This is a genomic window from Sporosarcina luteola, from assembly GCF_007991495.1.
Classification (GTDB): Bacteria; Bacillota; Bacilli; order Bacillales_A; family Planococcaceae; genus Sporosarcina; species Sporosarcina luteola.
In genome coordinates this window covers 16,199-42,611 of sequence record NZ_BJYL01000005.1, presented here as the reverse complement: position 1 = coordinate 42,611, position 26,413 = coordinate 16,199, and the positions used below count along the sequence as shown (strand labels likewise).

Annotated in this window: 22 protein-coding genes; 8 read left to right on the top strand and 14 right to left on the bottom strand. The window is 43.1% G+C overall.

The window, feature by feature from the left end; genetic code table 11:
* Positions 1 to 16: 16 nt before the first annotated feature.
* Positions 17 to 1,282: a tyrosine--tRNA ligase gene (gene tyrS, locus SLU01_RS02500; protein ID WP_147055010.1), complete on the bottom strand. Its 1,266-nt coding sequence runs from the start codon at positions 1,280 to 1,282 to the stop codon at positions 17 to 19.
* A gap of 417 nt (positions 1,283 to 1,699) precedes the next feature.
* Between tyrS and SLU01_RS02495 the strand changes: the two genes are divergently transcribed.
* Complete coding sequence (locus SLU01_RS02495; RefSeq protein ID WP_147055035.1) at positions 1,700 to 4,627, top strand: transglycosylase domain-containing protein; 2,928 nt, start codon at positions 1,700 to 1,702, stop codon at positions 4,625 to 4,627.
* Positions 4,628 to 4,674: 47 nt separating this feature from the next.
* On the opposite strand, the gene acsA is transcribed toward SLU01_RS02495, so the two are convergent.
* Entirely contained in the window at positions 4,675 to 6,393 is a 1,719-nt protein-coding gene (gene acsA / locus SLU01_RS02490) for an acetate--CoA ligase (protein WP_147055008.1), read from the bottom strand.
* Positions 6,394 to 6,566: 173 nt separating this feature from the next.
* Between acsA and SLU01_RS02485 the strand changes: the two genes are divergently transcribed.
* The 5 genes from SLU01_RS02485 to SLU01_RS02470 all read left to right on the top strand — a co-directional run bounded on the left by SLU01_RS02485 (position 6,567) and on the right by SLU01_RS02470 (position 10,387).
* Positions 6,567 to 7,199, top strand: coding sequence for a GNAT family N-acetyltransferase (locus SLU01_RS02485; protein WP_147055006.1), 633 nt, complete (start codon positions 6,567 to 6,569; stop codon positions 7,197 to 7,199).
* A gap of 17 nt (positions 7,200 to 7,216) precedes the next feature.
* Complete coding sequence (locus SLU01_RS02480; RefSeq protein ID WP_147055004.1) at positions 7,217 to 7,864, top strand: acetoin utilization AcuB family protein; 648 nt, start codon at positions 7,217 to 7,219, stop codon at positions 7,862 to 7,864.
* Positions 7,861 to 9,018, top strand: coding sequence for an acetoin utilization protein AcuC (locus SLU01_RS02475; RefSeq protein ID WP_147055002.1), 1,158 nt, complete (start codon positions 7,861 to 7,863; stop codon positions 9,016 to 9,018). Before SLU01_RS02480 ends, SLU01_RS02475 begins: the two co-directional genes overlap by 4 nt.
* Before the next feature lie 469 nt (positions 9,019 to 9,487).
* On the top strand, positions 9,488 to 9,655 hold the full coding sequence (locus tag SLU01_RS17870; RefSeq protein WP_170232554.1) for a hypothetical protein: 168 nt from the start codon (positions 9,488 to 9,490) through the stop codon (positions 9,653 to 9,655).
* 15 nt (positions 9,656 to 9,670) lie between these two features.
* Positions 9,671 to 10,387 carry a class I SAM-dependent methyltransferase gene (locus SLU01_RS02470; RefSeq protein WP_147055000.1) on the top strand — a complete coding sequence of 239 codons (717 nt, stop codon included), beginning with the start codon at positions 9,671 to 9,673 and terminating at the stop codon, positions 10,385 to 10,387.
* 589 nt (positions 10,388 to 10,976) lie between these two features.
* Here the strand turns inward: SLU01_RS02470 and ccpA are convergent.
* Positions 10,977 to 11,975: a catabolite control protein A gene (gene ccpA / locus SLU01_RS02465; protein WP_147054998.1), complete on the bottom strand. Its 999-nt coding sequence runs from the start codon at positions 11,973 to 11,975 to the stop codon at positions 10,977 to 10,979.
* Between the two features lie 95 nt (positions 11,976 to 12,070).
* Positions 12,071 to 13,153: a bifunctional 3-deoxy-7-phosphoheptulonate synthase/chorismate mutase gene (locus SLU01_RS02460; RefSeq protein ID WP_147054996.1), complete on the bottom strand. Its 1,083-nt coding sequence runs from the start codon at positions 13,151 to 13,153 to the stop codon at positions 12,071 to 12,073.
* 145 nt (positions 13,154 to 13,298) lie between these two features.
* Here SLU01_RS02460 and pilM point away from each other — a divergent pair, with 145 nt between their 5' ends.
* Positions 13,299 to 15,452 (top strand): pilus assembly protein PilM, encoded by a 2,154-nt coding sequence (gene pilM, locus SLU01_RS02455; RefSeq protein WP_246110845.1) that lies wholly within the window; start codon positions 13,299 to 13,301, stop codon positions 15,450 to 15,452.
* Between the two features lie 52 nt (positions 15,453 to 15,504).
* Here pilM and SLU01_RS02450 read toward each other — a convergent pair whose 3' ends face one another.
* The 9 genes from SLU01_RS02450 to SLU01_RS02410 form a co-directional block, all read right to left on the bottom strand.
* Complete coding sequence (locus tag SLU01_RS02450; protein ID WP_170232553.1) at positions 15,505 to 16,143, bottom strand: YtxH domain-containing protein; 639 nt, start codon at positions 16,141 to 16,143, stop codon at positions 15,505 to 15,507.
* Between the two features lie 31 nt (positions 16,144 to 16,174).
* Positions 16,175 to 16,660: a DUF948 domain-containing protein gene (locus SLU01_RS02445; RefSeq protein WP_147054992.1), complete on the bottom strand. Its 486-nt coding sequence runs from the start codon at positions 16,658 to 16,660 to the stop codon at positions 16,175 to 16,177.
* A 186-nt stretch (positions 16,661 to 16,846) separates the two neighbouring features.
* On the bottom strand, positions 16,847 to 18,160 hold the full coding sequence (gene murC / locus SLU01_RS02440) for a UDP-N-acetylmuramate--L-alanine ligase (protein WP_147054991.1): 1,314 nt from the start codon (positions 18,158 to 18,160) through the stop codon (positions 16,847 to 16,849).
* Positions 18,161 to 18,286: 126 nt separating this feature from the next.
* A complete protein-coding gene (locus tag SLU01_RS02435) occupies positions 18,287 to 20,872 on the bottom strand; it encodes a DNA translocase FtsK (RefSeq protein WP_147054989.1) in 2,586 nt (861 codons plus the stop codon).
* A gap of 156 nt (positions 20,873 to 21,028) precedes the next feature.
* Positions 21,029 to 21,634: a YtpR family tRNA-binding protein gene (ytpR, locus tag SLU01_RS02430; RefSeq protein WP_147054987.1), complete on the bottom strand. Its 606-nt coding sequence runs from the start codon at positions 21,632 to 21,634 to the stop codon at positions 21,029 to 21,031.
* Entirely contained in the window at positions 21,631 to 22,449 is an 819-nt protein-coding gene (locus SLU01_RS02425) for a DUF1444 domain-containing protein (protein ID WP_147054985.1), read from the bottom strand. The genes ytpR and SLU01_RS02425 overlap by 4 nt, the downstream gene beginning before the upstream one ends.
* 292 nt (positions 22,450 to 22,741) lie before the next feature.
* Entirely contained in the window at positions 22,742 to 23,257 is a 516-nt protein-coding gene (locus SLU01_RS02420; RefSeq protein WP_147054983.1) for a hypothetical protein, read from the bottom strand.
* Positions 23,258 to 23,345: 88 nt separating this feature from the next.
* A complete protein-coding gene (locus SLU01_RS02415) occupies positions 23,346 to 23,867 on the bottom strand; it encodes a DUF84 family protein (protein WP_147054981.1) in 522 nt (173 codons plus the stop codon).
* A gap of 63 nt (positions 23,868 to 23,930) precedes the next feature.
* Complete coding sequence (locus SLU01_RS02410) at positions 23,931 to 25,004, bottom strand: M42 family metallopeptidase (RefSeq protein ID WP_147054979.1); 1,074 nt, start codon at positions 25,002 to 25,004, stop codon at positions 23,931 to 23,933.
* A gap of 181 nt (positions 25,005 to 25,185) precedes the next feature.
* Between SLU01_RS02410 and SLU01_RS02405 the strand changes: the two genes are divergently transcribed.
* Positions 25,186 to 25,500 carry a hypothetical protein gene (locus SLU01_RS02405; RefSeq protein ID WP_147054977.1) on the top strand — a complete coding sequence of 105 codons (315 nt, stop codon included), beginning with the start codon at positions 25,186 to 25,188 and terminating at the stop codon, positions 25,498 to 25,500.
* Positions 25,501 to 25,536: 36 nt separating this feature from the next.
* On the opposite strand, the gene SLU01_RS02400 is transcribed toward SLU01_RS02405, so the two are convergent.
* Positions 25,537 to 26,385: a YtnP family quorum-quenching lactonase gene (locus SLU01_RS02400; RefSeq protein ID WP_147054975.1), complete on the bottom strand. Its 849-nt coding sequence runs from the start codon at positions 26,383 to 26,385 to the stop codon at positions 25,537 to 25,539.
* Between the last annotated feature and the right edge of the window lie 28 nt (positions 26,386 to 26,413).

The window sequence follows — 26,413 nt, the reverse complement described above, 5'->3', positions numbered from 1 at the left end:
GCTGTCACCTTTTACATTAAATGAATTTCACCATTTTATAATTTTTCTTACCTCGACGTACGATTGTAAATGCATTTTCCAAACGATCTGCTTCCGTCACTTCATATGCCGTATCTGTCACCTTTTCACCATTCAATGAAATCGCGCCATTCGTCACGTCTTCTCTCGCTTGACGCTTGGAAGGGGAAACGCCCGCTTCAACGATGAAATCGACGATGTTTTTATCCGCCAATTCCATTTCGAATGTCGGAACGTCTTTGAATGCATCTTTCATTTCATCGACTGTTAATGCCTTCAAGTCACCGCTAAATAATGCTTTTGAGATGCGGATTGCTTGGTCTAGAGCGTCCTGCCCGTGAATTAGACGTGTCATCTCTTCCGCCAACATTTGTTGCGCCTTGCGTAAATGCGGTTCTTCTTGAACGGAAACTTCCAATGCTTCGATCGCTTCCCTTTCAACGAAAGTGAAGATTTTCAAGTACTTGATGACATCTGTATCGGAAGTATTAATCCAAAATTGGTAGAACTCGTAAGGAGAAGTTTTCGTCGGATCCAGCCAGACGGAACCACCCGCTGTTTTACCGAACTTTGTCCCATCCGCTTTTGTTACAAGCGGCATCGTTATACCGAATGCTTTCGCTTCATCGCTATGCGTTTTCCTGATGATTTCAAGTCCCGTTGTAATATTGCCCCACTGATCTGATCCTCCGATTTGCAACCGGCATTTGTACTTGTCGTACAAGTGGCTGAAGTCAGCGCCCTGAATTAGCATATAGGAGAATTCCGTGAAGGAGAGGCCTGTTTCCAAACGGGAAGCAACGTTTTCCTTTGCCAGCATATAGTTGATGCTTAACAGCTTTCCGTAGTCACGAAGGAAGCTGATAGCGGACATTTCACCAAACCAGTCTTTATTGTCAACTAAGATAGCCCCGTTTTCACTCTCGAAATCAAAGATATGCTCCAATTGCCCGCGGATGCCCGCCACGTTTTTAGCAATTTGCTCATCAGACAGCAGCTGCCGCTCTTCCGCTTTAAAAGACGGATCGCCAATCATGCCCGTGGCACCGCCGACAAGAACGATCGGACGGTGGCCAAATTGTTGAAAACGGCTAAGTGTCAGAAACGGAACGATGTGGCCAATGTGCAAGCTATCCGCAGTTGGGTCTGTTCCGCAATATAAAGAGATTTTCTCTTCATTCAATAATTTTTCCAGACCTTCCTCATCAGTTTGTTGATATAAAAGGCCTCTCCACTTTAAATCCTCAAGTAATTCATTCGTCAACGTAATCCCTCCAGTAAAATAAAAAAGCCCCTACATGATTCAATGGAATCATGCAGGGACGTTATGAACTTTGTCAAATAACGCGGTACCACCCGGCTTGAGAATCGAAATTCTCCGCTCAAAGACGCATTATCGCCGCGTAAACGTCGCACTCCAAAGCTGTAATTCGTCAACGATATTCTGAGCAGCTTTCACCAACCGCTGCCTCTCTATAACAGATGTATCGCCGCTACTTCGGCTTCTTCAATGTGCAAAAAAATTATATAATCCCTATTGTAGTCTAAAATATCCGATTGTCAAACATTTTATATTGATTCTGCTGAAATGTGCTATAATAGGAAGGATTTTAGGGGGGATTAAAACTTGAGTGGAAAACGAAAAAATAGGATTGATCTAATAGAAGAAAAATTCGAATCGATGAAGGCGAAAGGTTGGGCAAAGGGAGTACGCATCACTTCCGGAGTCATATGGAATCTGTTCCTTCTTTTCCTCGTTTTCGGTTTGACAATCGGTGTTTTTGCCGCCTCTGTCGGAGCTGGATATTTTGCCTCGCTTGTCGCAAAAGAGCCCCTTCGTTCAAAAGCTGAAATGCGGAATGCCATTTTCAACTATGAAGAGACCTCGGAAATATATTTTTCCAATGATATATACTTAGGCAAAGTGAGCGCAGATATCGAACGAAAGGAAACGACATTGAAAGATGTATCTCCATATGTCATCGATGCCGTTCTAGCGACGGAAGACGAATATTTTGAATCGCATAATGGAATTGTGCCAAAAGCAATTTTCCGCGGACTGTTTCAAGACGTTACAAACTCTTCCAGCCAGACTGGTGGTTCGACTCTTACACAACAGCTCATTAAAAACCAGATTTTGACGAATGAGGTATCTTACGAACGGAAGGCTAAGGAAATCCTTCTAGCTATGCGAATTGAACATTTTATGGACAAAGATGAAATTTTGGAAGCTTACTTAAATATCATCCCATATGGTAGAAATGCAATTGGACAAAATATTGCAGGAATTGAAACGGCAGCAGAAGGGATTTTCGGTATTTCTGCCAAGGAGCTCAATCTTCCGCAATCTGCTTATATAGCAGGGATTCCACAGGCTCCCTTTGCGTACACGCCTTTCTTGAGTAGTTATTATGGAGGCGGCGTGAAAAAGGAAGAAAATTTAAAGCCAGGAATTGACAGGATGAAAACCGTTCTATTCAGAATGAAAGAAACTGGCTACATTACGGATGCCCAATATAACGAATCGATAACGTACGATATTACAAAGGACTTCACAGAAAAGACGCAACGCGCGACTGAAAGATATCCATACTTGACCCAAGAGGTCCAAGAGCGCACGAAAGATATCTTAGCGAGAATCATTGCAGAGAAGGACGGAATCGATCCGGACCGCCTCGAGGAAGAGAACAAGCTTAAGGAAAAGTATAAAATTCTAGCGGAACGCGATATGCGGACTGGCGGATACCGGATTTATTCGACGATTGAAAAAGACCTTTACGATGAGATGAATAAGGTCGGACAGGAATTCGAAAATTACGGTTTTACGTATACACGTGACGAGAAGGATTTTACTACTGGTGAAACTGTTTTAAAGGACAACCCTGTTCAAGTTGGGGCTATCATGATTGAAAATAAAACTGGTCGGATTCTTTCCTTCATCGGAGGTCGCGATCACCAACTGATTAACACTAACTATGCTACGCAAACCCATCGGCCAAATGGTTCATCGATGAAACCGCTTCTCGTCTATGCGCCCGCGATTGAATACGGGGTCATCGGAGCAGGAAGCCCGGTCGTCGACGTCAAATTTGAAATCCCGGACGGCAGTGGTACTTGGGCTCCTACAAACTATACAGCATCTGTGGAAAACGGAATTATTCCGGCAAGGCAAGCTTTAGCAGAATCACTGAACCTTCCAACAGCCCGATTGTATAGAGAGATTGTAGAAAAACGTCCTGCAGAGTTTTTGGAGAAAATGAATTTTACCAAGCTCAAACCCGAAGACTACGTAAACTATTCCACATCCTTTGGCGGAATGAGTGAGGGTGTCAGCGTTGAGGAAAACACGAATGCATTCGCCACATTTGCAAACGGCGGAAAGTTCATACAGTCCTATATCATTGAACGGATTGAAGACATGCACGGAAATATCGTTTATCAACATGAAATCGATCCGGTTGATGTGTTCAGTCCAGAAACGTCTTACATTGTGACGGATATGCTCAGGGATGTTCTTAAACCTGGTGGAACTGGACAACAATTATCTAGTTTCATGAATTTCAAAACCGATTTTGCTGCGAAAACGGGAACAACGAATGGGTACGGGGATGCATGGCTCGTCGGTTACAATCCGAACGTTTCACTAGGGTTATGGTTCGGCTATTACGACCAATCGCGCAAATTATATACTCGCGGATCCGGGCAAATGCATCCGACGACCCGGACGACTATGCTCTTCGGCAGATTGATGAATAAAGCGAATGAAGTGAAACCTGATATTGTCGGAGCAGGCAGCACTTTCAAACAACCAGAAGGCGTAGTATCCAAACCTTTCTGTGGCATTTCGGGGCTTGCGCCTTCAGCCGCTTGTACATCAGCAGGCTTGGTCAGATCTGATTTATTCAACTCTAAAGTAATGCTTCCTACCGAACCAGATGATAGCATCATTAATGCTTCCTATGTGTCTGTAAAAGGCAGCCGTTACATGGCACTTCCTTCGACACCTTCCGAATTCATCGTTTCAGGAGGAACTGGAGTGAACCAAGGTTTCATCGATCGAATGCTCGGCCCGTGGGGTGGGGACGCATCCAAACTATTCCCATCGATGTCTGTGTTTGCATCAGGTGTTGTGTCAGGGGCAACTTTCCCTGCCGACGAAGCCGCACCTGCAGGGGTTAGCGCGTCCCTTAGTGATTCTACGCTACAATGGACGGAATCTCCTTCCAACGATGTTATCGGTTATTACGTTTATCAAAATAATGAACGGATTGCCACGATCATTGATGGCTCTTCTCATTCACTAGCAGTAGGACCAGGATCTTATTATGTCAGGGCTGTCGATATAACCGGTCTTTTATCTGAAGGATCGAATATCGTTACGATAGACAGTCCAGAACCGCCAGAGGTGGATGATGATGAAGACGAGGATGAAATTGATCCACCTATCACTCCACCGGGACACAACGGCAATGATAATGGGAATAATGGCAATGGCAACGGGAATAATGGTAACAACGGTAACAATGGCAACAATGGAAATAACGGCAACAATCAAGGAGGCGGTGGAAGTAATAAACCACCTTCCGACGATGATGAAGATGATGACTAATGAAAAGAGGGACTCCCAAATTCGGGAGTCCCTCTCTTTTCAATGAATCAATCTTCCATCGTCGATAAGTCGCCAACGGGCAAATTCAATTCCCACGCTTTCAAAACACGGCGCATGATTTTTCCACTTCTTGTTTTAGGGAGCTTGTCCTTAAACTCGATTTCCCTGGGAGCCGCATGTGCTGCAAGCTCTTTCTTGACGAACTGCTTAATAGCATCCGCAAGTTCTTCTGACGGTTCATAGCCTTCATGAAGCGCGATAAAAGCTTTAATGATTTCACCGCGAACCGGATCAGGCTTCCCAATCACTCCGGCTTCTACAATGGCTGGATGCTCGAGCAACTTACTTTCCACCTCGAATGGACCGACCCGCTCCCCGCTTGTCATGATGACATCATCAACACGTCCTTGGAAAAAGAAATAGCCGTCTTCATCCATATAAGCCGAGTCCCCGGAAACATACCATTCATTATTCAAGAAATAAGAGTCGTACTTCTCGGGATTGTTCCAGATTTGCCTCATCATTGCAGGCCAACCTTTTTTAATCGCTAAATTGCCCATCTGATTAGGCCGTAGAATTTGTCCGCGATCATCGACAATTGCCGCTTCAATGCCAGGGACCGGTTTACCCATCGAACCCGGTTTTATCGGCAACGAGCCAAAATTACAGATTGTTTGCGCGCCAGTTTCAGTCATCCACCAAGTGTCATGGATGCGAAGATTGAACACTTCCATCCCCCAACGGATTACTTCAGGATTCAAAGGCTCCCCGACAGATAGAATATGGCGTAATGAAGACAAATCGTATTTTTCCAATGGGCCAGCTCCGGCCCCCATGAGCATTCGGAATGCTGTCGGTGCACTGTACCAAACTGTTACGCCGTATTCCTGAATAGATTCATACCAACTATCCGTGGAAAATCTTCCACCAAGAATAAGCGATGTTGCGCCCGCAAGCATAGGACCAAAAATCCCGTAGGCGGTGCCTGTCACCCAACCCGGATCTGCAGTACACCAGAAAACATCTTCATCCTTTAAATCCATTACCCATTTTGCTGTCTGCAATTGCTGCACCATTGCCTCTTGTACATGGAGCACACCCTTCGGCTTCCCCGTTGACCCCGATGTATAGTGAAGTAATGTCGGCGATTCCCGTTCAAGCCATTCAACTTGGAAATATGGCGATGCTTCCTTCAAATGTTTATTGAAATCAATGAACTTCGAATCCTCTTCAATGTTATCTCCTACTAGAAAGATTGTTTTTAAATGCGGCAACTTATCAATCGGTATCCTGCTGACCAATTCCGGCGTTGTCACAACCGCTTTCGCCTCACTATCGGAAAGACGATCGAATACCGCCCCTTCCATGAAAGCTTCGAATAACGGCCCTACAATCGTCCCCATTTTTAATGCACCGAGTATCGCAAAATACAATTCCGGAGATCGAGGCATGAATACGAAGAGACGGTCCCCTTTGTCCAATGATGAATGATTCCTTAAAACATTTGCCGCTTTATTTGACATTCTTTTCATTTCATGGAAAGTGTACGTTTCTTTTCGGTTTGCATCTTTATAAAATAACGCCACTTTGTTCTTCCGATAGGAATTCGCATGTCGATCTACAGCTTCGTGTGCGATGTTGATCAACCCGGTCTCATGCCAGCTAAATTCCTTCTCTGCTTCTGACCACTTGAAGTCTTTTGCTGTTTGCTCGTAATCCCGTAACTGATAATCCCCTTGCATTACAGGTAAAGTTTTACTCTCCATTCCTATCACCCTTTCAAAAGACATTTAACCCCTACTATTCTACAGTATTTTCTATATATTCGCTAACATTTTTCCTTATTTGGATTGTTTGATTAGTAGTAATAAATTTCTAATGCCTCGTCAATGATTTGTTGTATACTTAAAGCAGGTCTATTTATAGGGCGGTGAAAAAGTTGGAGCATGTGAAAACGTATAATGCAAAGGAAGTAAAGCATCGGAACGGCAATCTTATAATAGAAGGACCGATTCCCGGCAAAGAACTTGCCAGCCTCGATTTCCATGAACACCTTGTAGCGTTCAGGCCCCCGGCACAACAACATAAGGCGCTAATTGAAATAGCGGATCTTCCGGAAGGCAGAATTTTAATCGTCCGTGACATGAATGTAATTGTCGGTTATGTCACTTATTTGTATCCGGATCCCTTGGAAAGATGGTCACAAGGAAAGATGGAAAACCTAATCGAATTGGGCGCAATCGAAGTAATTCCTAAGTATCGAAGTGGCGGTGTTGGAAAAGCGCTGCTTGAAGTATCCATGATGGATGACGCTATGGAAGATTATATTATACTGACAACCGAATACTATTGGCATTGGGACTTGAAAGGGACTAAGTTAAATGTGTGGGAGTATCGGAAAGTGATGGAGAAGATGATGAACGCCGGCGGGTTAGAATATTATGCAACCGATGACCCCGAAATCAGTTCGCATCCAGCGAATTGTCTAATGGCCAGAATCGGAAAACGAGTGGATCAAGAGTCTATTCAACAATTCGACAGTCTTCGTTTCATGAATCGTTTCATGTATTGATAGGAGGTAATTCATAGATGCTTATCGAGGAAATTATGAAGAGAGAGGTTATAACCCTCTCTCCGGATCACACAATCAACGACGCGTTAGCCATCATGAAGGAACATAAAATCCGGCATCTTCCCATCGTTTCAGAAAAGGGTGAAGTGCTCGGACTAATTACAGACCGGGATTTGAAAGATGCAGTGCCTTCACTATATTCCGACACAAAAAATGAAAACGTTTACAAAAAAACATTAGCTGAAATTATGAAACGCAATGTAATTTTAGGTCATCCAATGGATTTTGTAGAAGAGACCGCGGTCGTCTTCTATGACAACCAGATCGGTTGTCTGCCCATCGTTTCGAATAGCAAATTAGTCGGTATCATTACAGAAACGGATCTTTTGTATAAATATATTGAATTGACCGGCGCTCACCAACCGGGCTCACAAATAGAAGTTCGAGTTCCAAACATTCCAGGAATCCTATTTGAAGTATCCAAAGTGTTTCATGAACATAAGATGAATGTCCTTAGCGTCCTCGTTTATCCTGACAAAGAAAATGAGGATAATAAAATACTTGTCATTCGTATTAAGACGATGAATCCGCTGAAAGTCATTCAAGGCTTACGTGATAGCGGATTTGAAGTCTTATGGCCGAATGTTCCCGGCATAAGTCTATGAAAAAAGATGCTGTGTTCATTTTTTCCGACAAACAACTTGGATACTCATTTTCAGATACACACCCTTTCAATCAAAAACGGATTGTCCTGACGCTTGATCTATTGAAGAAAATTAATGCAATTTCAGAAGAAGATATCATTGCGCCAAGAATGGCGACTGACGATGAACTATTATTAGTACACGATCCAAAGTTCATTAATATTGTAAAAAAAGCTGGAATAGGGCAAATCAGCGAAGATGTCGGGTCTGTCTACGGGATTGGCACTGAAGACACGCCCATCTTTCCAAATATGCACGAAGCGAGTGCAATGCTTGTAGGCGGAACATTGACAGCTGTCGATGAAGTGATGGAAGGACGCACAAAATATGCGGTGAACTTGGGCGGCGGTCTACACCATGGCTTTCAAGGGAAGGCTTCCGGCTTTTGCGTCTATAATGACAGCTCAGTCGCCATCAAATATATGCAAAAGAAATACGGAGCCCGCGTACTTTACATTGACACAGACGCACATCATGGGGATGGCGTGCAATGGACCTTTTATGACGATCCGGACGTTTGCACACTTTCCATCCATGAAACCGGTCGGTATTTGTTCCCGGGGACAGGCAATATTACGGAGCGTGGGAATGGTGAAGGCTATGGAACTTCCTTCAACTTCCCGATCGATGCATTTACAGAGGACGATTCATTTCTCGAAATCTATAAGTCTGCAATTGAAGAAGTTGCAGCTTTTTTCAAACCCGATGTCATTTTGACACAAAACGGCGCAGACGCTCACTACTTCGATCCATTAACCCATTTATATGGATCGATGAGAATCTTTGAAGAAATTCCTAGAATTGCTCGGGAAATTGCTGAGCGGTATTGTGAGGGGCGATGGATTGCAGTAGGCGGAGGCGGATATGATATATGGCGAGTCGTTCCAAGAGCATGGTCTCACATTTGGCTTGCGATGAAGCAAATCCCGATCCCCACTGGCCACCTTCCCGAAGATTGGTTGAATGCTTGGCAAGATGAATCACCAGTCCCGTTCATCCAAACATGGCAAGACCCAAAACCATTATACGAACCAATTCCACGAAAGGATGAAATCACAGAAAAAAACGCCCAAATGCTCAAGAGAGCCCTACATATCATTCGTGATCAGAAATAGTTGTGTAAATGAATGTAAAAAGTGAAGAAATTAATTGTTTTTTCTGGGCTATTTTAAAAAAGATGTTTCAAAATCTGTCTATGCCATCATCTATAATTGGGGTGGTAAAGAGTACATCGAATTTGACCGATGCAGAACTGGAAGAAATCAATGGGAAATTAATTGATGAAGTAGATTAAGATACAATAGATTTCAGCAAATGGGCCGAGATGTTGCGTATAAACTGTTGCTTTACGTTCCGGCGCACGCTTTCCGGAGGGCGTGGCTTGAGCCAATTGAACAGCGAAGGGTTCGATTTGCCGTATTTCTGCGACCTTTGCAGAAATTAAGGCATCCTTCTTTTTGAGGGGTCTCAAGGCTCACGCTAATCCTCCCGGAGTCGGAGCCTGCACTCCAAGCAACGGAGCGTATATTTCATAAAGTTACATTCATCAAACGGGCCATTGTATCGACTCGTAGGAGGGATGATATGTCCAAATATATTAGTGTTTTTTTCTTAACGTTAATTGCTAGTGTGGTTTTATATTTTGTATTTGGTAATTTGTTTGATGGTGGAGATTATGCTGAACAAGCAATATCACCAATATCGCAAACGGGCCATTTTATGGAAGAAATAAGAGACAATAGTATGATTTAGAAAGTAGGTAAATAAATGATTCCATTAGTATATGACCAAATTAATGGCTGGGGCAAAGACGATGAATTCTTTTTAGGGCTCCTGAATAAGATAAATGCTAAAAAAATAGCTGATTTGGGATGTGGAACAGGAAGACTGACAACTCATTTTGCGAAGGCAGGATATCATATTACAGCTATTGACCCGAATGAAGAAGCGATTGAATATGCGAAAAGTAAGGAATATCCAGACGTAGTAACTTGGATTGTTGGTGATAGCACAAATTTACAAACAAATGCGTTCGACGCTGTAATTATGACGGCAAATGTTGCACAAGTATTTCTTACAGAGGATAGTTGGAAGAACGTCATTTCAGATGCATATCGAGCATTAAAATCTGGAGGGCACTTTATTTTTGATACACGTAATCCATTAGCGAAAGTATGGGAACAGTGGGCAAAAGATGAAACTCCTGATGTTGCAACGGATCAGCTGAGCGGTGAGCAGCTTGAAATTTGGACGGAATACGAGGGGTTCGTAGAAGATGTATTTACGTTTTATGAAACTGTGAAAAATGCACGTACGGATGAAGTAGTTATTCATGAAAAAATGCAATTAAGATTCCGAACCCAAGAAGAGATTTATGAATCATTACACCAAGTAGGTTTTTCACAAATTCAAACCTATGGAGATTGGGAATTTGAACAGGCAACAGAGGAAACAAAATCATTTATTTTTCACGGTGTAAAATAAGGGGTTTCTCCGTATAACAGCCGAGCACGCTAACAATTAAAATACAGGCCATTATAAAGCAAATGGGCGCGATTGTTTGATAGCACACTCTTAGTTGATTGGAGTGGAAGACGGCGACTCCGGGAGGATCAGCGAGAGCCGTAACGAAGAACGGCTTTTGCGAGTGAAGCGTAGCGAAAGGAGCACATCTTTGCTTTGACAGGTGAAACAACCAACGGAAGCGAAGCGAACGGGTTGGTTCACCGCACGCCCTCCGGAACGCGTCCGTCTGGAACGGAAATCAACGGTTTGACACTGTTCAAGAATCGGGCGCGATTGTTTGATAGCACACTCTAGTTGATTGGAGTGGAAGGCGGCGAAATGCAAAGATGTGCTCTCAACGCTTCGCTTTTGTTCGCAAAAGCCGTTCTTCGTTACGGCTTTTCCAGCGGGAACAGCGCGAGCTGAAGACCCCGCAACGAAGCGCAGCGTAGTGAGGAGGCTGAAGCCGTGCCCGCGAAAAGCGTCCGCCTGGAACGGAAATCCGATTGACGTTCCTTATCTCAATGATAAAAAGCTGTCCCGGTTCATTCATCCGGAACAGCTTTTTTCATTTAGTCGATTGACGTTCCTCCATACGGTACGGCAAAGCAACATTTGTCTCCTCGACCTCTTCCCCATTCATCAGCTTCGTCAACAATCGCATCGAAACCGCGCCCAAATCATATAACGGAACAACAATCGCTGTCAATTGCGGTCTAACTGCACGTGAAAGCAAAGAATGCTGGAAACAGATCATTTCAAAATCACCCGGCACCGCAAATCCATCATCCCTAATACCGTTCAAGATCCCAACACCAATTTCATCATTGCCCGCGAAAATACCAGTCGGTTTCTCATCTAAATCGCGAAGCAATTTCCACTTCTCATATGCATCATCGTACGTATTATCCGTTTCAACAAAATACTCCTCTATCAGTGGCAAGCCCGCTTCCCGCAATGCCCGCTCATAGCCTACTTTCTTGCATAGACGATTGATGTCCCTCGACATCGGACCGGACACATGTGCAATTCGCTTATGCCCGTTGTCAATCAATTTCTTGACAGCCTCATATGCCGCCTCTTCATGATCGATATTGACTGTCGGTAAGTTTGTATCCGAATCCAACGTACCAGCAAGCACAATCGGAACATTTGCCGTCGCCATTCCTGACTTAATCTCTTCAGAAAGTGAGTCACTCATGAAAATCAGTCCGTCCACTTGTTTGCCAAGATGATCTTCAAATAGTTCGACTTCCCTTGTAGGACGCTTATCGGAATTGGAAAGGATAATATTGTATTCATACATCGTCGCAACATCCGCAATGCCGCGGGAAAGTTCGGCATAATAACTTTTCGAAATATCAGGAACGATTACACCGATTGTTGTTGTTTTTTTACTCGCAAGACCCCTTGCCACTGCATTCGGTCTGTACCCAAGACGCTCAATACATTCAAGCACCTTTTTACGCGTAGCGGGCTTTACATTTTGATTGCCGTTTACAACACGTGAAACTGTGGCCATGGAGACGTTCGCTTCTCTTGCCACGTCATAAATTGTCACTGACATTGTCGAATCTCCTTCTTATCATTATGTACTCGCATACTTACTTCATTATAATCAAAACACCGGAACCTTTAAAGGTCCGGCGTTTTATATTTTCTTTAGACGATCTGGTGCGTATTCATAAACCTTTGCAACTCTTCGTAGAACTCGTCAAACTGTTTAATATCCATTTGCTGTGCAGCGTCGGATAGAGCGACAGCTGGATCAGGATGCACTTCAGCCATTACGCCATCAGCACCAACAGCAATTGCCGCTTTTGCAGTTGGAAGCAATAAATCCTTCCTGCCTGTTGAGTGAGTGACGTCTACGAATACCGGTAAATGCGTCTCTTGTTTTAAAATTGGAACAGCCGAAATGTCCAATGTATTGCGTGTCGCCCGCTCATACGTACGGATTCCACGTTCGCAAAGCATGATTTGGCTATTTCCTTTTGATATGATGTACTCGGCTGCATTGATGAATTCATCAATCGTAGCAGCTAATCCCCGTTTCAAGAGAACTGGCTTATTCGCCATCCCAGCTTCCTTCAACAATTCAAAGTTCTGCATATTTCGCGCGCCGATCTGGATGACATCGATATATTCAAGCGCCTCTTCCAAATGGGCTGGAGTGATGATTTCAGTAACAATCGACAATCCAGTTTCATTGGAAACACGCTTCAAAATCTTCAAACCTTCAAGCCCGAGACCTTGGAAGTCATAAGGGGATGTACGTGGTTTATAAGCTCCGCCTCGCAGCATCGTCAAGCCTTTAGATTTAATGGATTCAGCAACCGCCAATACTTGTTCATAAGATTCAACCGCACAAGGACCGAAGACGAATGACGGTGTACCATTCCCAATCTTTTCACCATTCACATCAACAATTGTATCTTCAGGTTTTCGTTTACGTGAAACGAGCAAAGCATTTCGTTGCTCATCCTCCTGAATTTCCAAAGCGGACATGAAAATACCTTTAAAAATCTGTTCCACAATCCCATTAGGTATTGGACCTTCATTCGATTGCACTAGTGCGTTCAGCATTTCCCTCTCGCGGATTGGATCATATCTGTTCACACCTTGCTTTTCCTTCACTTTACCAATTTCTTGGACAACTGATGTACGTTCGTTAATTAAATCCAAAATTTTAGTATTTAACTCATCTACTTGACCACGCAACTCGTCTAAATCGTTTTGTCTCATCTTAATGTCTCCTCCCCGCACATATCATTCCTTTTCGAAGTAGGAATTCTATGTTACATTTTTATATAATAGTCCTAGTATAATGAAATGTTTTTGAAAAGTCACGTCATTTCTACAAATTGTCTAAAAAACTCAGTATTTGACGATGAAAGGGTGTATTACTCTGTCAAAAAAACTTTTTGCTCTCGATATTGGTACGCGTTCAGTTGTCGGTATTATCTTAACTGAAAACGATGGTATCTATCACGTCGCCGACCTCGTCACAATCGAACATAAAGACCGTTCGATGATTGATGGACAAATACATAATATTTTAAGTGTCGCGAATGTCATATCGGAAATAAAATCAAATTTAGAAGACCGCCACGGCACATTGAGACATGTAAGTGTAGCAGCAGCCGGACGCGCATTGAAAACATCCGAAGGTTCAATGACAATTGATATTTCGGAAAACCCGCTTTTCACTTCCGAAGATATTAATCGGCTAGAATTGGCTGCTGTCCAACAAGCGCAGCAACTATTATTAACGGCCAATCCTACTTCTGATGATTATTATTATTGTGTAGGATATTCGGTTCTTCATTACAAACTAGATGGAGATGAAATTGGCAGTCTCATTGACCAGACGGGACGTACAGCTTCTGCTGAGGTCATTGCCACTTTCCTTCCGCGTGTAGTCGTCGAGTCGCTATTGTCCGCCTTAAAACGGGCAGACTTGGAGATGGAGGCGTTAACACTTGAGCCGATTGCCGCCATCAACGTTCTCATCCCGCCTTCCATGCGGAGACTGAATGTCGCCCTCGTCGATATTGGGGCCGGTACATCCGATATTGCGATAACGGATAATAATACAGTCGTGGCGTATGGAATGGTGCCTGTTGCGGGAGATGAAATCACCGAAGCGCTTAGTAATCACTATTTACTAGACTTTCCAGTTGCAGAGCTTGCTAAACGTTCCTTAGCAACTGAAGAATCCATTGCGGTCACAGATATATTAGGATTTGATCAACAAGTGCCTTCTTCGGAAGTCATTTCAATTATCAAACCGTCCATTGATAAATTGGCATCGCATATCGCCGAAGAAATCAAAAGACTGAACAACACTAAATCTCCACAAGCTGTCATGGTAGTTGGTGGGGGCAGTTTAACACCTGAGATAACAAAGGAATTAAGCCGCCAGCTTGATTTACCGGAGAATCGTGTCGGAATACGGGGTCTTGACGCTTTGAAAGATGTGACGTTATCGGAAGGCATCGTTTCTACCCCCGCCCTTGTAACGCCAATCGGGATTGCAATCGCCGCTAGACGATCACCCATCCATTACATGTCGGTTACCGTCAACGACAAAACGATCCGTTTGTTTGAACTGAAAGAAATGACGGTTGGCGATGCATTGCTTGCTGCAAATATTAAAGCTAGACAGCTTTATGGGAAGCCAGGGCTTGGCATGTCGATAACTTTAAACGAGAAAATGACAACGATACCCGGGGAGCATGGAAACCCTGCAATCATCCTGCTCAACGGCAATCCCGCAAGCACCAAACACCAAATAACTAATGGCGATCAGATTACACTCGTACCTGGGGTTGATGGAAAAGATGCTAAACTAACAGTTCGCGATCTTATTGGAGATTTTACAACAATCCATGTATCGATAAATGGAAAACAACTAACGATAGCCCCACAAATCGAAATAAATAATATGCCTGTCCAGCCAGACACACTTATTAAAGATCGTGATAGTATTCGATATTCCTATCCGTCAAAATTAGGAGATGTGGTTGAAGAATTAGATGCAAAAGTGTCTATTCCCTTTGAAGTGTTTGTCAATAATAAAAGGACTGTAATTGAGGAGCATGCTGCGAAGTTCCTAATCGACGATGTACAGATCTTTGCCGATTATGATTTGAAGGACGGGGATGAAATCAGCTATATCGCTCAAACCCTTCCAACGGTTGGCGAAATAGTTTCTTCTTTAAAAATTGGACATCAGGCTTCTGCACAAGTGACTTTTAATGGGACGGCTGTCACCATTACTCGGAACAGTGCTCAAGCACTCTTAAATGGAAACCCTGCCGACAATGCCACGATTGTAAATAAAGGTGATCGCTTGACGATAACTGAGACTGTGCAAAAACCATTTGTTTTCAGTGATGTTTTCCTTTTTACCGACTATACACTGCCAACAACAGCTTCCTCATACAAATTACTAAGAAATGGAGAGCCGATCGGCTTCAATGATCCGATATACAATGGCGACGAATTGGAAATTAAATTTAGTACTTCAAAGTTAGGTTAATGCCAATGAACGCAAAAGCCGGACAACCTTTTAATGGTTGTCCGGCTTTATATCATTTCTCTTTTTCGACCGAGATATGATTTTGATTTACATTCTTTTCTTCTCCGATATTCTCGCTATTGTCGTAGGAAACATTGCTGTTTTTTGTAGATTGACTTTCTGCCGCTTCTTTATTCTCCTCGGTTTTGCTCTCTACAAAATCGATCGCTTCTTCACCTTCGGAAGAAACAGTTCCATCATCCATTGGAATGGATGTTTTGTTTGCCATCGACTTCACTTTGTCCACGATTTGTTCCGATTGCTCTTGGATTGTTTTCGTCAAGCCGTCTGTTTTTTCCTTAGCGACAGAAGATAGTTCAGTCGCCTTGTCTTTAGCGACAGCGCTCAGTTCGATACTTTTATTTTTGATTTGGATGGCCTGTTCGGAAAGATCGCCACGCATCTCTTTCCCTGTTTTTGGCGCTAAGAATAACGCTGCTGCAGCACCGACCACACCTCCTACAAGTGCACCAAGAAGAAAGCTGCCCGCCCCGGAGCTGTCGTTATCATAGAAATCATCCGTATTGGAACGATATGGATAATTCACAGGTAAATGAGAGGGTTCGCCAAATGTGTTTTTATAATCTTGGCCCCCATAATATTGATGGTCATAAGTTGTGTCATTATAGTTCGGTTTTTGTTTTTCAGTCATGTCCATTCCTCCTAATGTTTTTTATCGTTCATTAGCGGCTGTTAGGGCTAGGTAGCCTTTTTTGAGTTGGATCTGCTTTATAGACCGTCCAACCGGATGATCTTTCTGCTTTCATTTCCTTCACTTTGCCAATGATTCCAAAGGCGACATTGCTCCATTGTACAGCTTGGGCTATTTTATCACTGTTCTTTTCAGCTTCAACCGTGATTGAATTAGTGACTCTGCGAACTGAGCTATTCAGGTTACCGACAGAATCTCCTACCCCTTTCACCGCATCGACGACAGTGTTTAACTTTTCGGATTTCTGTTGAATATCCTCTGCAAGGGCGTTCGTCTTATGCAAAAGTTCCGTTGTCTCGGAAGTAATACCTTCCATCTGTTTTGACAACCCATCCATTGTTTCAGAAACGCTTCGTAAAGTCGTTTTTAATGAACCTAATGTCATTGCAAGACTAATACATAAAATCAAGAATGCAATAGCAGCGACGATCGCTGCGATATACAATAAAACCACCATGGCATTTCCTCCTTCCGATAAGCATCCATAAATAATTTGTACCCTTTAAACTAAGTAAATAAACGCTGCCCTCTCTATCCTTTTTCGACATCTTTTTCAAATTCCCTTCATTTTTCCCGAAATAAAATATTTTATTTCCTAAAAAGACAGCTTTTGGACATTAAAAAAACAGCCGACCCTAATGGATCAGGCTGTTTCCTCTTTTTTTGTATGTTCGGCAAAGACATTCATATATTTCTGTATATCGCCAGCACCCATAAATAAGTAAACGGCATTTCCATGTGCGTCAAGCACATCAATACCTTCAAGTTCCAAGTGCTTGGAGCCAGGAATCTTCTTAACCAAGTCTTCTATCGTCAAATTGCCGCATTGTTCACGAGCTGAACCGAAAATGTCACATAAGTACACATGATCCGCTGCCGATAAACTTTCGGCAAAAGGTTCCAACAATGCCGCTGTCCTTGTAAATGTATGCGGTTGGAAGATCGCAACGATTTCCTTGCCCGGATATTTTTGACGAGCAGATTGCAATGTCGCCTTAATTTCTGTTGGGTGATGGGCATAGTCATCGACAATGACCCTTCCATACGATTCCGTTACTGTAAAGCGTCTCTTTACACCGTTAAATGTAGCCAGTCTTTCCTCAACACCGTCTACCGGAATCCCTTCGTAATGGCAAAGGGCAATGACGCCTAATGAATTCAGGATGGCATGATCTCCCGGTAAAGCGATTGTAAAGGTATGGAAGAATTCATTTCTCACATACACGTCAAAAGTGGAACCCTTTTCCGACTTCGTGATATTTTTGGCGGAGAAGTCATTTGCCTCGTCAAAGCCATAATAGACGACCGGAACATTCGCTTGTATTTGTTGTAAATGAATATCATCACCGCAGGCAATGATCGCCTTCTTTACTCGCAGAGCCATTTGCCCGAATGCATCCATAACATCCTCTAGATCCTTAAAATAATCCGGATGATCGAAATCGATATTTGTCATGATTGCATAATCCGGCTCATAGGCAAGGAAATGGCGTTTATATTCACAAGCTTCGAAAACAAAATAAGAACTTTCTTCCACCCCTCTGCCCGTGCCATCCCCGATAAGATAGGACGTCGGGGAATTGCCGGATAGGACGTGGGCTAACAATCCTGTTGTGGAAGTCTTCCCATGTGACCCTGTAACACCGACAGATATAAATTTTTTCATATATTGGCCTAAGAAATCATGATACCTTATAACGTCAATACCGAGTTCATGAGCTTTGACAATTTCAGGATGGGTATCCGGGAAAGCGTTCCCTGCAATAACCGTCATCCCATGCTTTATATTTTTTTCATCAAAAGAAAATACTGGTATTTTTCGATCATGCAATGGATCTTCCGTAAAGAAATACTTCTCCACATCTGATCCCTGCACGGCATGAGAGGAATCATGAAGAATCTGTGCAAGGGAACTCATCCCCGATCCTTTGATTCCTGTAAAATGGAACAATGTCATAATGCAACCTCCCGGGATCATTTCTGTTCCCACATTCTGAAGGATTGGCATTTCAAACCAATCCTTCATTCATTTTATTTTTCTCTATTCCCTATTCGGGCATGTTAAATCTGTCATTTATTCAAATTATCGTTCCACCGGCTTATCGGGTCCGTTTAGAAATTGACTGAATTCACTTTCTGTCAAAAAGACATCCCGTGGCTTACTTCCCTTTTGCTCAGATATGAAACCGAGCTTTTCCATACGATCCATCAATTTCGCAGCACGGTTGTATCCAATGCTGAAGTTTCGTTGTAATAATGAGGTAGAAGCACTTCCCTGATCTATTATGAAAAGGCAGGCATCTGTAAATAGAGGGTCGGATTCCTCTTCTTCAATTGAGTTGGCCAATAAATCATCTTGACCGAACAGGTAATCCGGATCGGCTTCGTTCTGAACGTGTTCTATTATACGTTCAATTTCCGCATCCGTGACAAATGTACCTTGTAAACGTACCGCTGAAGATTGACCATTCCCCAGATAGAGCATATCCCCTTTACCAAGAAGCCTTTCAGCTCCAGGTGTATCAATAATTGTGCGGGAATCTATTTGAGATGATACAGAAAATGCGATTCGGGTCGGTACATTCGCTTTGATCGTCCCTGTAATGACATCGACGGAAGGGCGCTGCGTTGCAATGATTAGATGGATCCCGCATGCTCTTGCTTTTTGGGTGATCCGGCTTATTGAGACTTCCACATCCGCCGGAGCCATCATCATCAAATCTGCAAGCTCGTCAATGACAATGAGTAAGTACGGCAATTTAAGAGAAAATTTACGATCCTTCTCGGCCATTTCATTGTATCGTTCAATATTTCTAGCACCGACATGCGCAAATAATTCGTAACGTCGCTCCATTTCACCGACCGCCCATTTTAAAGCCGCGGTAGCAGCCTTTACGTCAGTTATAACAGGGCTTAGTAAATGAGGAATGCCGTTAAAAGGAGCAAGTTCCACCATCTTCGGGTCAATGAGCAGCATTTTCAAATCGGTTGGTGCAGCCTTATACAACAAGCTAATTAAAATGGAGTTGATGCACACCGATTTTCCGGACCCTGTCGCCCCTGCAATCATTCCATGCGGCATTTTTCGGAGATCCAAAGTTACCGGCTCTCCTGTTAAGCTAAGTCCGAGAACGGCTTCCAATGGAGATTCCGACTCTTGGAATCGTTTTGTTTCTATTACTTCAGAAATCCTTACAGGGCGAGCCTTACGGTTCGGAATTTCTATCCCGATCGAGCTGGTCCCTGGTATCGGGGCTTGAATACGTATATCTTCTGCGGCAAGGGCCAACTTCAAATCGTCGGTCAAGTTACGCACTTTGCTCACCTTCGTGCCGTGTCCCACAGTCAATTCGAACCTTGTGACAGTCGGACCTTGCACTGCTTCAATGACATTTGCCTGAACCGCAAAATAAGACAGCGCTTCTTCCAATTTCACAGACTGACTTTGAAGCCATTCCGTATCCTCAATATGCTCTTCAGGATGAATTAGAAAGTTTTTCGGCGGGAGAGCATAATGTGGCGGTTCTTCAATTTCCTCAAAAACATCCTCGCGTTCCGAAACATTCTTCACTGTATCTTCATTCTGACTTATGGCACGCCCGGTTTCTTCACGTTCTTCAATCATGCTTGCCTGTGTACGTATTTCTTTTTTGTCATGAGTTTCGTACTTCAGTTTATCGTTTTTCAGCATCAAAACATTGAAGGGAACAATTTTTTCCTTTTTTGGAGGCTCTGCCTCTTCATGTTCTATTGTCTCTTCTTCCATGATTTCAACTGGTTGTTCAACCTTTTGCTCTTCAGTTTCTATAACTGGAGAGGCATCAACACTTTCTTCGATTATAACTTCAGTACGGTCGTCAATCTCTGGCAAATCATCCAGTGGCTTCATAACTTCTACAGATTCCCGTTCATCTGGTTGTTCTTTTTCTAGTGGCGGTGTCAAATTACTTTCACGTTCAATCATTTCAGCATCTTTATCCAAAGTATGTACGGGATCCTCTGATTCAATGCGATATATTTCATTATTTATGATTGAACCAGCTATTTCAGTTTCTTCATTTTCATATTGAAATTCTGTTGCATTTTCAGTTTGAGATTCTTCTACTTTGCCTATCTCATTATCATAGATAGATTGATAATCTTCCATTTTCGGCTTCGGTTTTCGATATCCGTACACAGGGGATGGAACGTTGGTCGGCGTAAACGGCCGATTACTCCGTTTTTGGATAATGGTCGAGCGTTTATCGTCCTCTTCTTTTGAAACACTTTTCTCCGGCATTGGCGTAGTGAGCGGATTATCATTTATCCCAGTCCGGTATTTGGGTGTGGATGTGGACTTGTGAATAGTCACTTTTGTATTGTCGCTCGGCCATCTATCATTCTTGTATAACGGAATGGGTTCAAAATCATCATCGTCTAACTCTGTTACGAGTTGTTCCAATTTCTTTCTGTCACTTTCCAGATCTCGGTCAGCGTCGGGTTCCCAACCATATATTTCAGCATCGGTTATGATTGGAAATCGGAAAGCGGGTTTTTCCCTCCGTGCTTCTTCCATATCATTTTTAGGTTTACTATTTTCCATACCATTTTCAATTTCGATTTCATTCTCAATTTCTTCATCTTTTTCTGTATCAAAGAAACGGTTCATTACTTTTTTAATCCAAGTCATACTATCACTCTTTTCAAGTCGATCATTCTATTTTAGCAGGTTTTCATCAATTAAATCAATCAGATGGCTAAAATAAGAAAAACGTACTGTTTTGGACAGTACGCTTCGGAATACTTATACAATATAGATGATTTCCGCTTCAATCAACGTCTAATGTTACCCTTCAAATGGTTGGCCAATTTCAGCGTCTGCTGGGAGGACTAGGATTCCTTTTTCTGCTGGGGCGTCTGGTAAGTTCAGTTCTTTGGCTGAGCAGATCATCCCGGATGATGCGATTCCTCTTAGTTCTGCATCGCGGATAATCATTCCAGAAGGCATAACTGCACCTACTTTTGCTACAACTACTTTCTGGCCTTCATCTACATTCGGGGCGCCGCAGACGATTTGAAGTGTTTCGCTTCCAACATCAACAGTGCAGATGCTTAATTTATCAGCGTTCGGATGCTTTTCTTTCTTTTTCACATACCCAACAACAAATTTAGGAGTAAGGTCTACATCAAGCTCCAGATCGACTCCGTTATTTTTCAATGCATTCTTTAAAGACCCAACGATTTCTTCAGTTGTTTCCACTTGTCCATCCGCTCCGATTTTCACGTACTCAGATGCATTGAAGACATTGATTGCAACGATTTCACCGGTCGTTGAGTCCTTTATTAATGTAATATCTTTCACTGTTTCAACTTCTGTATCTTGTGGACGGACAGTGGTCAATTGGACCATAAGCACGTCCCCGACGCCGTTTTGATTGTAAAATAGATTCATTTCTTTCTTCCTTCCTTTCTTGCAACTCGATTTTTCGCCATAATGAAAATTGGTTCCATTTTACCTTCTTCGTATATGAATGACAGGGATGTCACAGGAACTGTCCCTACCGTGAAAAACTGCATGGTCATTTGAGCAAGTATATCGTATCCAGTATCGTTTCGGATATCGCCAATGATCAGAACATCTTGATGAGGGACGGAAACAGTCATATGTCCTTCAATCTTCCCTTCCATCTCTTTCAGGAATGCTTGGTTCAAAATCCGGCTTGCATCATAACCGTCATTGTTATTGACGAAGTAGAAGACATTTCCAGCAACTTCATCTTTTTTCATTTCGGTCGGTAAAGACCTTACCTTGAATATGGCAGACTCCATAATTTCGTTTTCTGACATTCCAAGGGAGTCCAGCATTGTTTCATCGATTAATCGATATGTAGTTCCTAAATCCAATGCATAGAAGATTCTTGTTTCCGCAGTATGATCTTTGACGATGAAACTGTCTCCTGCTTTGGATTTTTGTGGGAATGAGGTGGAACGGATGACAGGGTAGATGGAATTGGTTTTTTTGAACCCTTCCTTCTGCTCCATTTCCATCGCGTTGAACGTTTCCGTTATTGTATAGATGACCTCATTGATTGCAGATTCTTTCTTCGTTTCATATTTGGCAAGGATTTCAGGTAATGATATATCCATCCCTTTTTTCAATATGGAATGCTCTAACCGAACTTTATCGGTTTTCCTGTCAAAACGCCATTGCAGGTTTTCGGATGGAAGGCGTTCTTTCAACAATTCCACTAATTGTGCAGAATTCATTTTTATCACCTTTCCTTTCAATACTAAACGGCCGCTCGTCGCAAATGCGTCGGGTGACCGCTTTTTTATTTTTCTATTTAATAATACCGTTGATTTCCGCTCCAGACGGACGCTTTCCAACGAAAAGCGGAAGGCGCTTGCTCAGATGCGACAGGCATAAGACGAAGATGCGGCGTGGCGTCCTTTGCCACAGAGCAGCTTTGACTTATGACCCGAGCATCTAGCGCCTGTAGCTAGACAGACAGGAGTCGCCGCCTTCCGCTCCATTCAACTGACCCATAATAACAGGGTATTAAGAGTCTTGTTCAATGGAGCGTACGATCTCCATCATGCTGGCCATGTTTTTTTCGATGTTTTTATTCTTTGTGATGGTTGTCATTTTAATGCCGCCGACGCTTGCAATCAACTCAACCTGATCCTCGCCCACTTCTGAAATGGATGCAAATCCGAAATACCCTTCCTCGGTAAATACTTCTTCATAGCGATCCGATTCCTTTTCGCCTTCCAATAAGTCATAGAAAAGGCGACTATCCCTATTTTCGTTCGGATTGATGAAAAGGATGAACATTTCATCGCCCTTTTTCATCACTATATTTTGCGCATCGGAATTGTCCTCGATCGTAAATCCCGCCGGCTTATATAATGAAACACCTTTCACTTCGTCATTTACGTTTTTATCATGCAGTTGAAAAGCTTCTTTAGCTGCTGCAATACCGTCCGCAGATCGCTCATCAAGCGTTTTCCCGCAGCCGGCTAGAATCGTTATGGAAAGGAAAGTCAGGAATAGAAATTTCCATGTACGGAACATTCAACTTCCTCCAATCATTCAAGCGTAGTTATATGGATATACCGCTATCTATTTTAAAGATAATAACAGCCATATGCAAATATCGTGTTCATTGATCGTTTTGACTGTATGTTAATTGGCCGATCAATAATTGCATGACATGCTCGAAAAGTAAATCTCGGGTTACGACATGTGCTGTAAACATACCAATCGCCCCTTCGTTCTGGCGGATGCCGCTCGCTTTGAAATACTCATCGACGACGACGCCCAGTTCCCTACCTCGTTGCAATTCCGTTGCAATACGTTTCGGCAATGGAATTTGAGCGCCTGCAGCGGTGAATGTTTTTCCGGAAGGTGTCACGATTGCACCCCAGTTGCAAACGAACATTTCGTCACCAAGCATCCGCACGCCTCCTTCCAGGCCTATGCCAATTGCTCCGTCTATTTCAGCGGAAGCATTCATTGCTCTGTTCAATGCCCCCGTTCTCGTTTCCTCATCACCGAAGGGTTGATCCTTGACTCCTGAAGGCACTTTCACTTCAAACAGTTCACTGCTTGGAAAATGTTCATCGATTATTGTACGTGCTGCCTTCACCTTCGCTTTGTTGGTTGATCCAATTACGAATTTCATGCTTTTCCTCCTCTTCCAAGAAAAGACCATCCTCAACTTTTCGAAGGATGGTCGTCAAATTAATTAAACATTACTTTTGATAGTATCAATGGTTGTTTTATCACACGCTTTCACAAGTTTCACAAGAAGCTCTTTTGCAGCTGCATAATCATCCGTGTGAATGATGGAAGCCGATGTGTGGATATAACGAGAACAAATGCCGATGACAGCGCTCGGTACGCCTTCGTTCGAAATATGAACTTGTCCGGCGTCTGTTCCACCTTGGGAAATGAAATACTGATAAGGGATTTTATGAGTTTCTGCCGTATCCAAGATGAATTCACGCATGCCTCGATGCGTTACCATCGACCGGTCGAAAATACGTAGCAACGTCCCTTTACCAAGCTGTCCAAATTCGTTTTTATTGCCGGAAGCATCATTTGCAGGGCTCGCATCCAATGCAAAGAACAGGTCAGGATTAATCATTCTAGCAGCAGCTTGAGCGCCACGCAGGCCGACTTCTTCCATAACGTTAGCTCCGGAGTAAAGGTTATTCGGAAGCTTTTCACCTTGTACCTCTTTCAGTAACTCTATCGCTAATCCACATCCGTAGCGATTATCCCATGCTTTCGCCAAAATTTTCTTATCGTTCGCCATTGGTGTGAATGGGCAGATCGGGACGATTTGCTGTCCTGGCCGGATTCCGATTTTCTTAGCATCTTCTTTATCGTCTGCGCCGATGTCAATCAGCATGTTTTTAATATCCATCGGTTTATTGCGGACTTCGTCACTGAGCAGATGCGGAGGAATGGAACCGATGACGCCGACGACAGGACCTTCATCTGTAATGATTTGAACGCGTTGTGCGAGCAGCACTTGGCTCCACCAGCCACCAAGCGGTTGGAAACGGATCATGCCGTTGTCAGTGATAGCTGATACCATGAAGCCGACTTCATCCATATGGCCCGCCACCATGATGCGAGGAGCGTCTTCAGGTCCTTTACGGACACCGAAAATACCTCCGAGATTGTCCTGGATCAGTTCATCAGAATATTTTCCAAGCTCTTCGCGCATATAGCTGCGGAGCATATGTTCATTTCCTGGTGCTCCGGGTAGTTCGGTTAAAGTTTTAAACATTGTCAACGTTTCATTGTTCATGAATATTTCCCCCAATTCGATATGTACTTCCCCTATTATAATGCAGTATTCAGAAACTATCCATCTTGAATATTTAGCTTTACGAATTAATTTGAATCAATATGAAAATATATATCGGAATTTAAAATCTTTATGTAAATATGGTACACTTGGGGGAGATTGATTGAGGGGGTTTCTAGGTATGAAAGCAAAAGATTTCGTAGCAGGAATTTTAACGGGTGTGGCTGCCGGTCTGATTGTTAACCAGGCCTTTGAAAAGATGAATCCGAATACACCGGCGGAACAGGTTTTGAATTCGGTGAAGGATGCTTTTAAAAAAGAAGGACCGATCGATGGTTCTTGGATCGTTATGAAGCCTGAGCAGTTTACAAACAATGTATTGTCAATGGAAGTATATCGCGGCGGTATTTCGAGAATTAGAAATGGTGAACTTGAACAGTTTGAATTCGCGGCGAATGCTGAAACTGGCACGGTCGTTGAATTGATTCAGAAATAAAAAATGCCGTCACACGTTTTCGTGTGACGGCTATTTTTATGATCTGGTAAGTTTGACCGATTCGGTGATTTCTTTTCCGGTTTCATCCCATTGGACGAGGCGATAGACCGCATCGTGGTAAAAGATAAAACGGTAGCGGTTCGGCAATGCTTCTTTCATGAGCTTTTCTTTCGCGAAGATCGATGTCATCGGGTAATCGTCGTAAGCGAGTACCCATAATGGGTTGCTATGCGCGTGGGTCGGCATAATATCACCCATATGCAAGATTGTTTCATCGTTTTGGGTAAGTTTGATGACGCTATGGCCATCACTATGGCCTCCTGTATGGATCATTTCGATGCCTGGCAGGACAGTAACCCGGTCTTCGAACGTTTTCACTTGGTGTTGTATGGGCTCCCAGTTTTCTTTCCAGTATGTATTTCTGGAACGGATATTTGGATTCCGCATTTCATCCCACTCCACTTGAGATGCATAAATTTCTGCATTTGGAAAAGTCGATACAAGCTCGTCGTTTTTAAAACATGTCAATCCCGCTGCATGGTCATTATGCAGATGCGTCATGAGGACAATATCAATATCGTCCGGTGTCAAACCGAGCTCTGCCAAGCTTTCCTCCACTTTCGTCTCAGCGCGAACTCCGAGATTCCGCTTCAACTTATCCGACAACTTCCCTTTTCCAATCCCGCTGTCTATCAAAATATTCTTTCCGGCATAAGAAATGAATATGGGGTCAGTTCGAAGTTCAATCAGATTATCGTCATCAACCTCGTATTTCCGTGACCACAACGCTTTTGGCACTACGCCGAACATTGTGCCGCCGTCAAGAAAGTTCACTCCTCCATCAAGCCAAGTCAGTGTCATATCGTGAAATGTATATGTATCCAAAAATATTTCCCCTTTCAACTTCATTCTT

What these genes read in the sequence shown, in the direction of transcription:
- SLU01_RS02495 (WP_147055035.1), top strand. Translation starts at nt 1,700, where the DNA reads ATGAAGGCGAAAGGTTGGGCAAAGGGAGTACGCATCACTTCCGGAGTC.
- acsA (WP_147055008.1), bottom strand. Translation starts at nt 6,393, where the DNA reads ATGGAGAGTAAAACTTTACCTGTAATGCAAGGGGATTATCAGTTACGG.
- SLU01_RS02480 (WP_147055004.1), top strand. Translation starts at nt 7,217, where the DNA reads ATGCTTATCGAGGAAATTATGAAGAGAGAGGTTATAACCCTCTCTCCG.
- SLU01_RS02475 (WP_147055002.1), top strand. Translation starts at nt 7,861, where the DNA reads ATGAAAAAAGATGCTGTGTTCATTTTTTCCGACAAACAACTTGGATAC.
- SLU01_RS17870 (WP_170232554.1), top strand. Translation starts at nt 9,488, where the DNA reads ATGTCCAAATATATTAGTGTTTTTTTCTTAACGTTAATTGCTAGTGTG.
- SLU01_RS02470 (WP_147055000.1), top strand. Translation starts at nt 9,671, where the DNA reads ATGATTCCATTAGTATATGACCAAATTAATGGCTGGGGCAAAGACGAT.
- ccpA (WP_147054998.1), bottom strand. Translation starts at nt 11,975, where the DNA reads ATGTCAGTGACAATTTATGACGTGGCAAGAGAAGCGAACGTCTCCATG.
- SLU01_RS02460 (WP_147054996.1), bottom strand. Translation starts at nt 13,153, where the DNA reads ATGAGACAAAACGATTTAGACGAGTTGCGTGGTCAAGTAGATGAGTTA.
- pilM (WP_246110845.1), top strand. Translation starts at nt 13,299, where the DNA reads ATGAAAGGGTGTATTACTCTGTCAAAAAAACTTTTTGCTCTCGATATT.
- SLU01_RS02450 (WP_170232553.1), bottom strand. Translation starts at nt 16,143, where the DNA reads ATGACTGAAAAACAAAAACCGAACTATAATGACACAACTTATGACCAT.
- SLU01_RS02445 (WP_147054992.1), bottom strand. Translation starts at nt 16,660, where the DNA reads ATGGTGGTTTTATTGTATATCGCAGCGATCGTCGCTGCTATTGCATTC.
- murC (WP_147054991.1), bottom strand. Translation starts at nt 18,160, where the DNA reads ATGACATTGTTCCATTTTACAGGAATCAAAGGATCGGGGATGAGTTCC.
- SLU01_RS02435 (WP_147054989.1), bottom strand. Translation starts at nt 20,872, where the DNA reads ATGACTTGGATTAAAAAAGTAATGAACCGTTTCTTTGATACAGAAAAA.
- ytpR (WP_147054987.1), bottom strand. Translation starts at nt 21,634, where the DNA reads ATGAATCTATTTTACAATCAAAACGGCGTCGGGGACGTGCTTATGGTC.
- SLU01_RS02425 (WP_147054985.1), bottom strand. Translation starts at nt 22,449, where the DNA reads ATGAATTCTGCACAATTAGTGGAATTGTTGAAAGAACGCCTTCCATCC.
- SLU01_RS02420 (WP_147054983.1), bottom strand. Translation starts at nt 23,257, where the DNA reads ATGTTCCGTACATGGAAATTTCTATTCCTGACTTTCCTTTCCATAACG.
- SLU01_RS02415 (WP_147054981.1), bottom strand. Translation starts at nt 23,867, where the DNA reads ATGAAATTCGTAATTGGATCAACCAACAAAGCGAAGGTGAAGGCAGCA.
- SLU01_RS02410 (WP_147054979.1), bottom strand. Translation starts at nt 25,004, where the DNA reads ATGAACAATGAAACGTTGACAATGTTTAAAACTTTAACCGAACTACCC.
- SLU01_RS02405 (WP_147054977.1), top strand. Translation starts at nt 25,186, where the DNA reads ATGAAAGCAAAAGATTTCGTAGCAGGAATTTTAACGGGTGTGGCTGCC.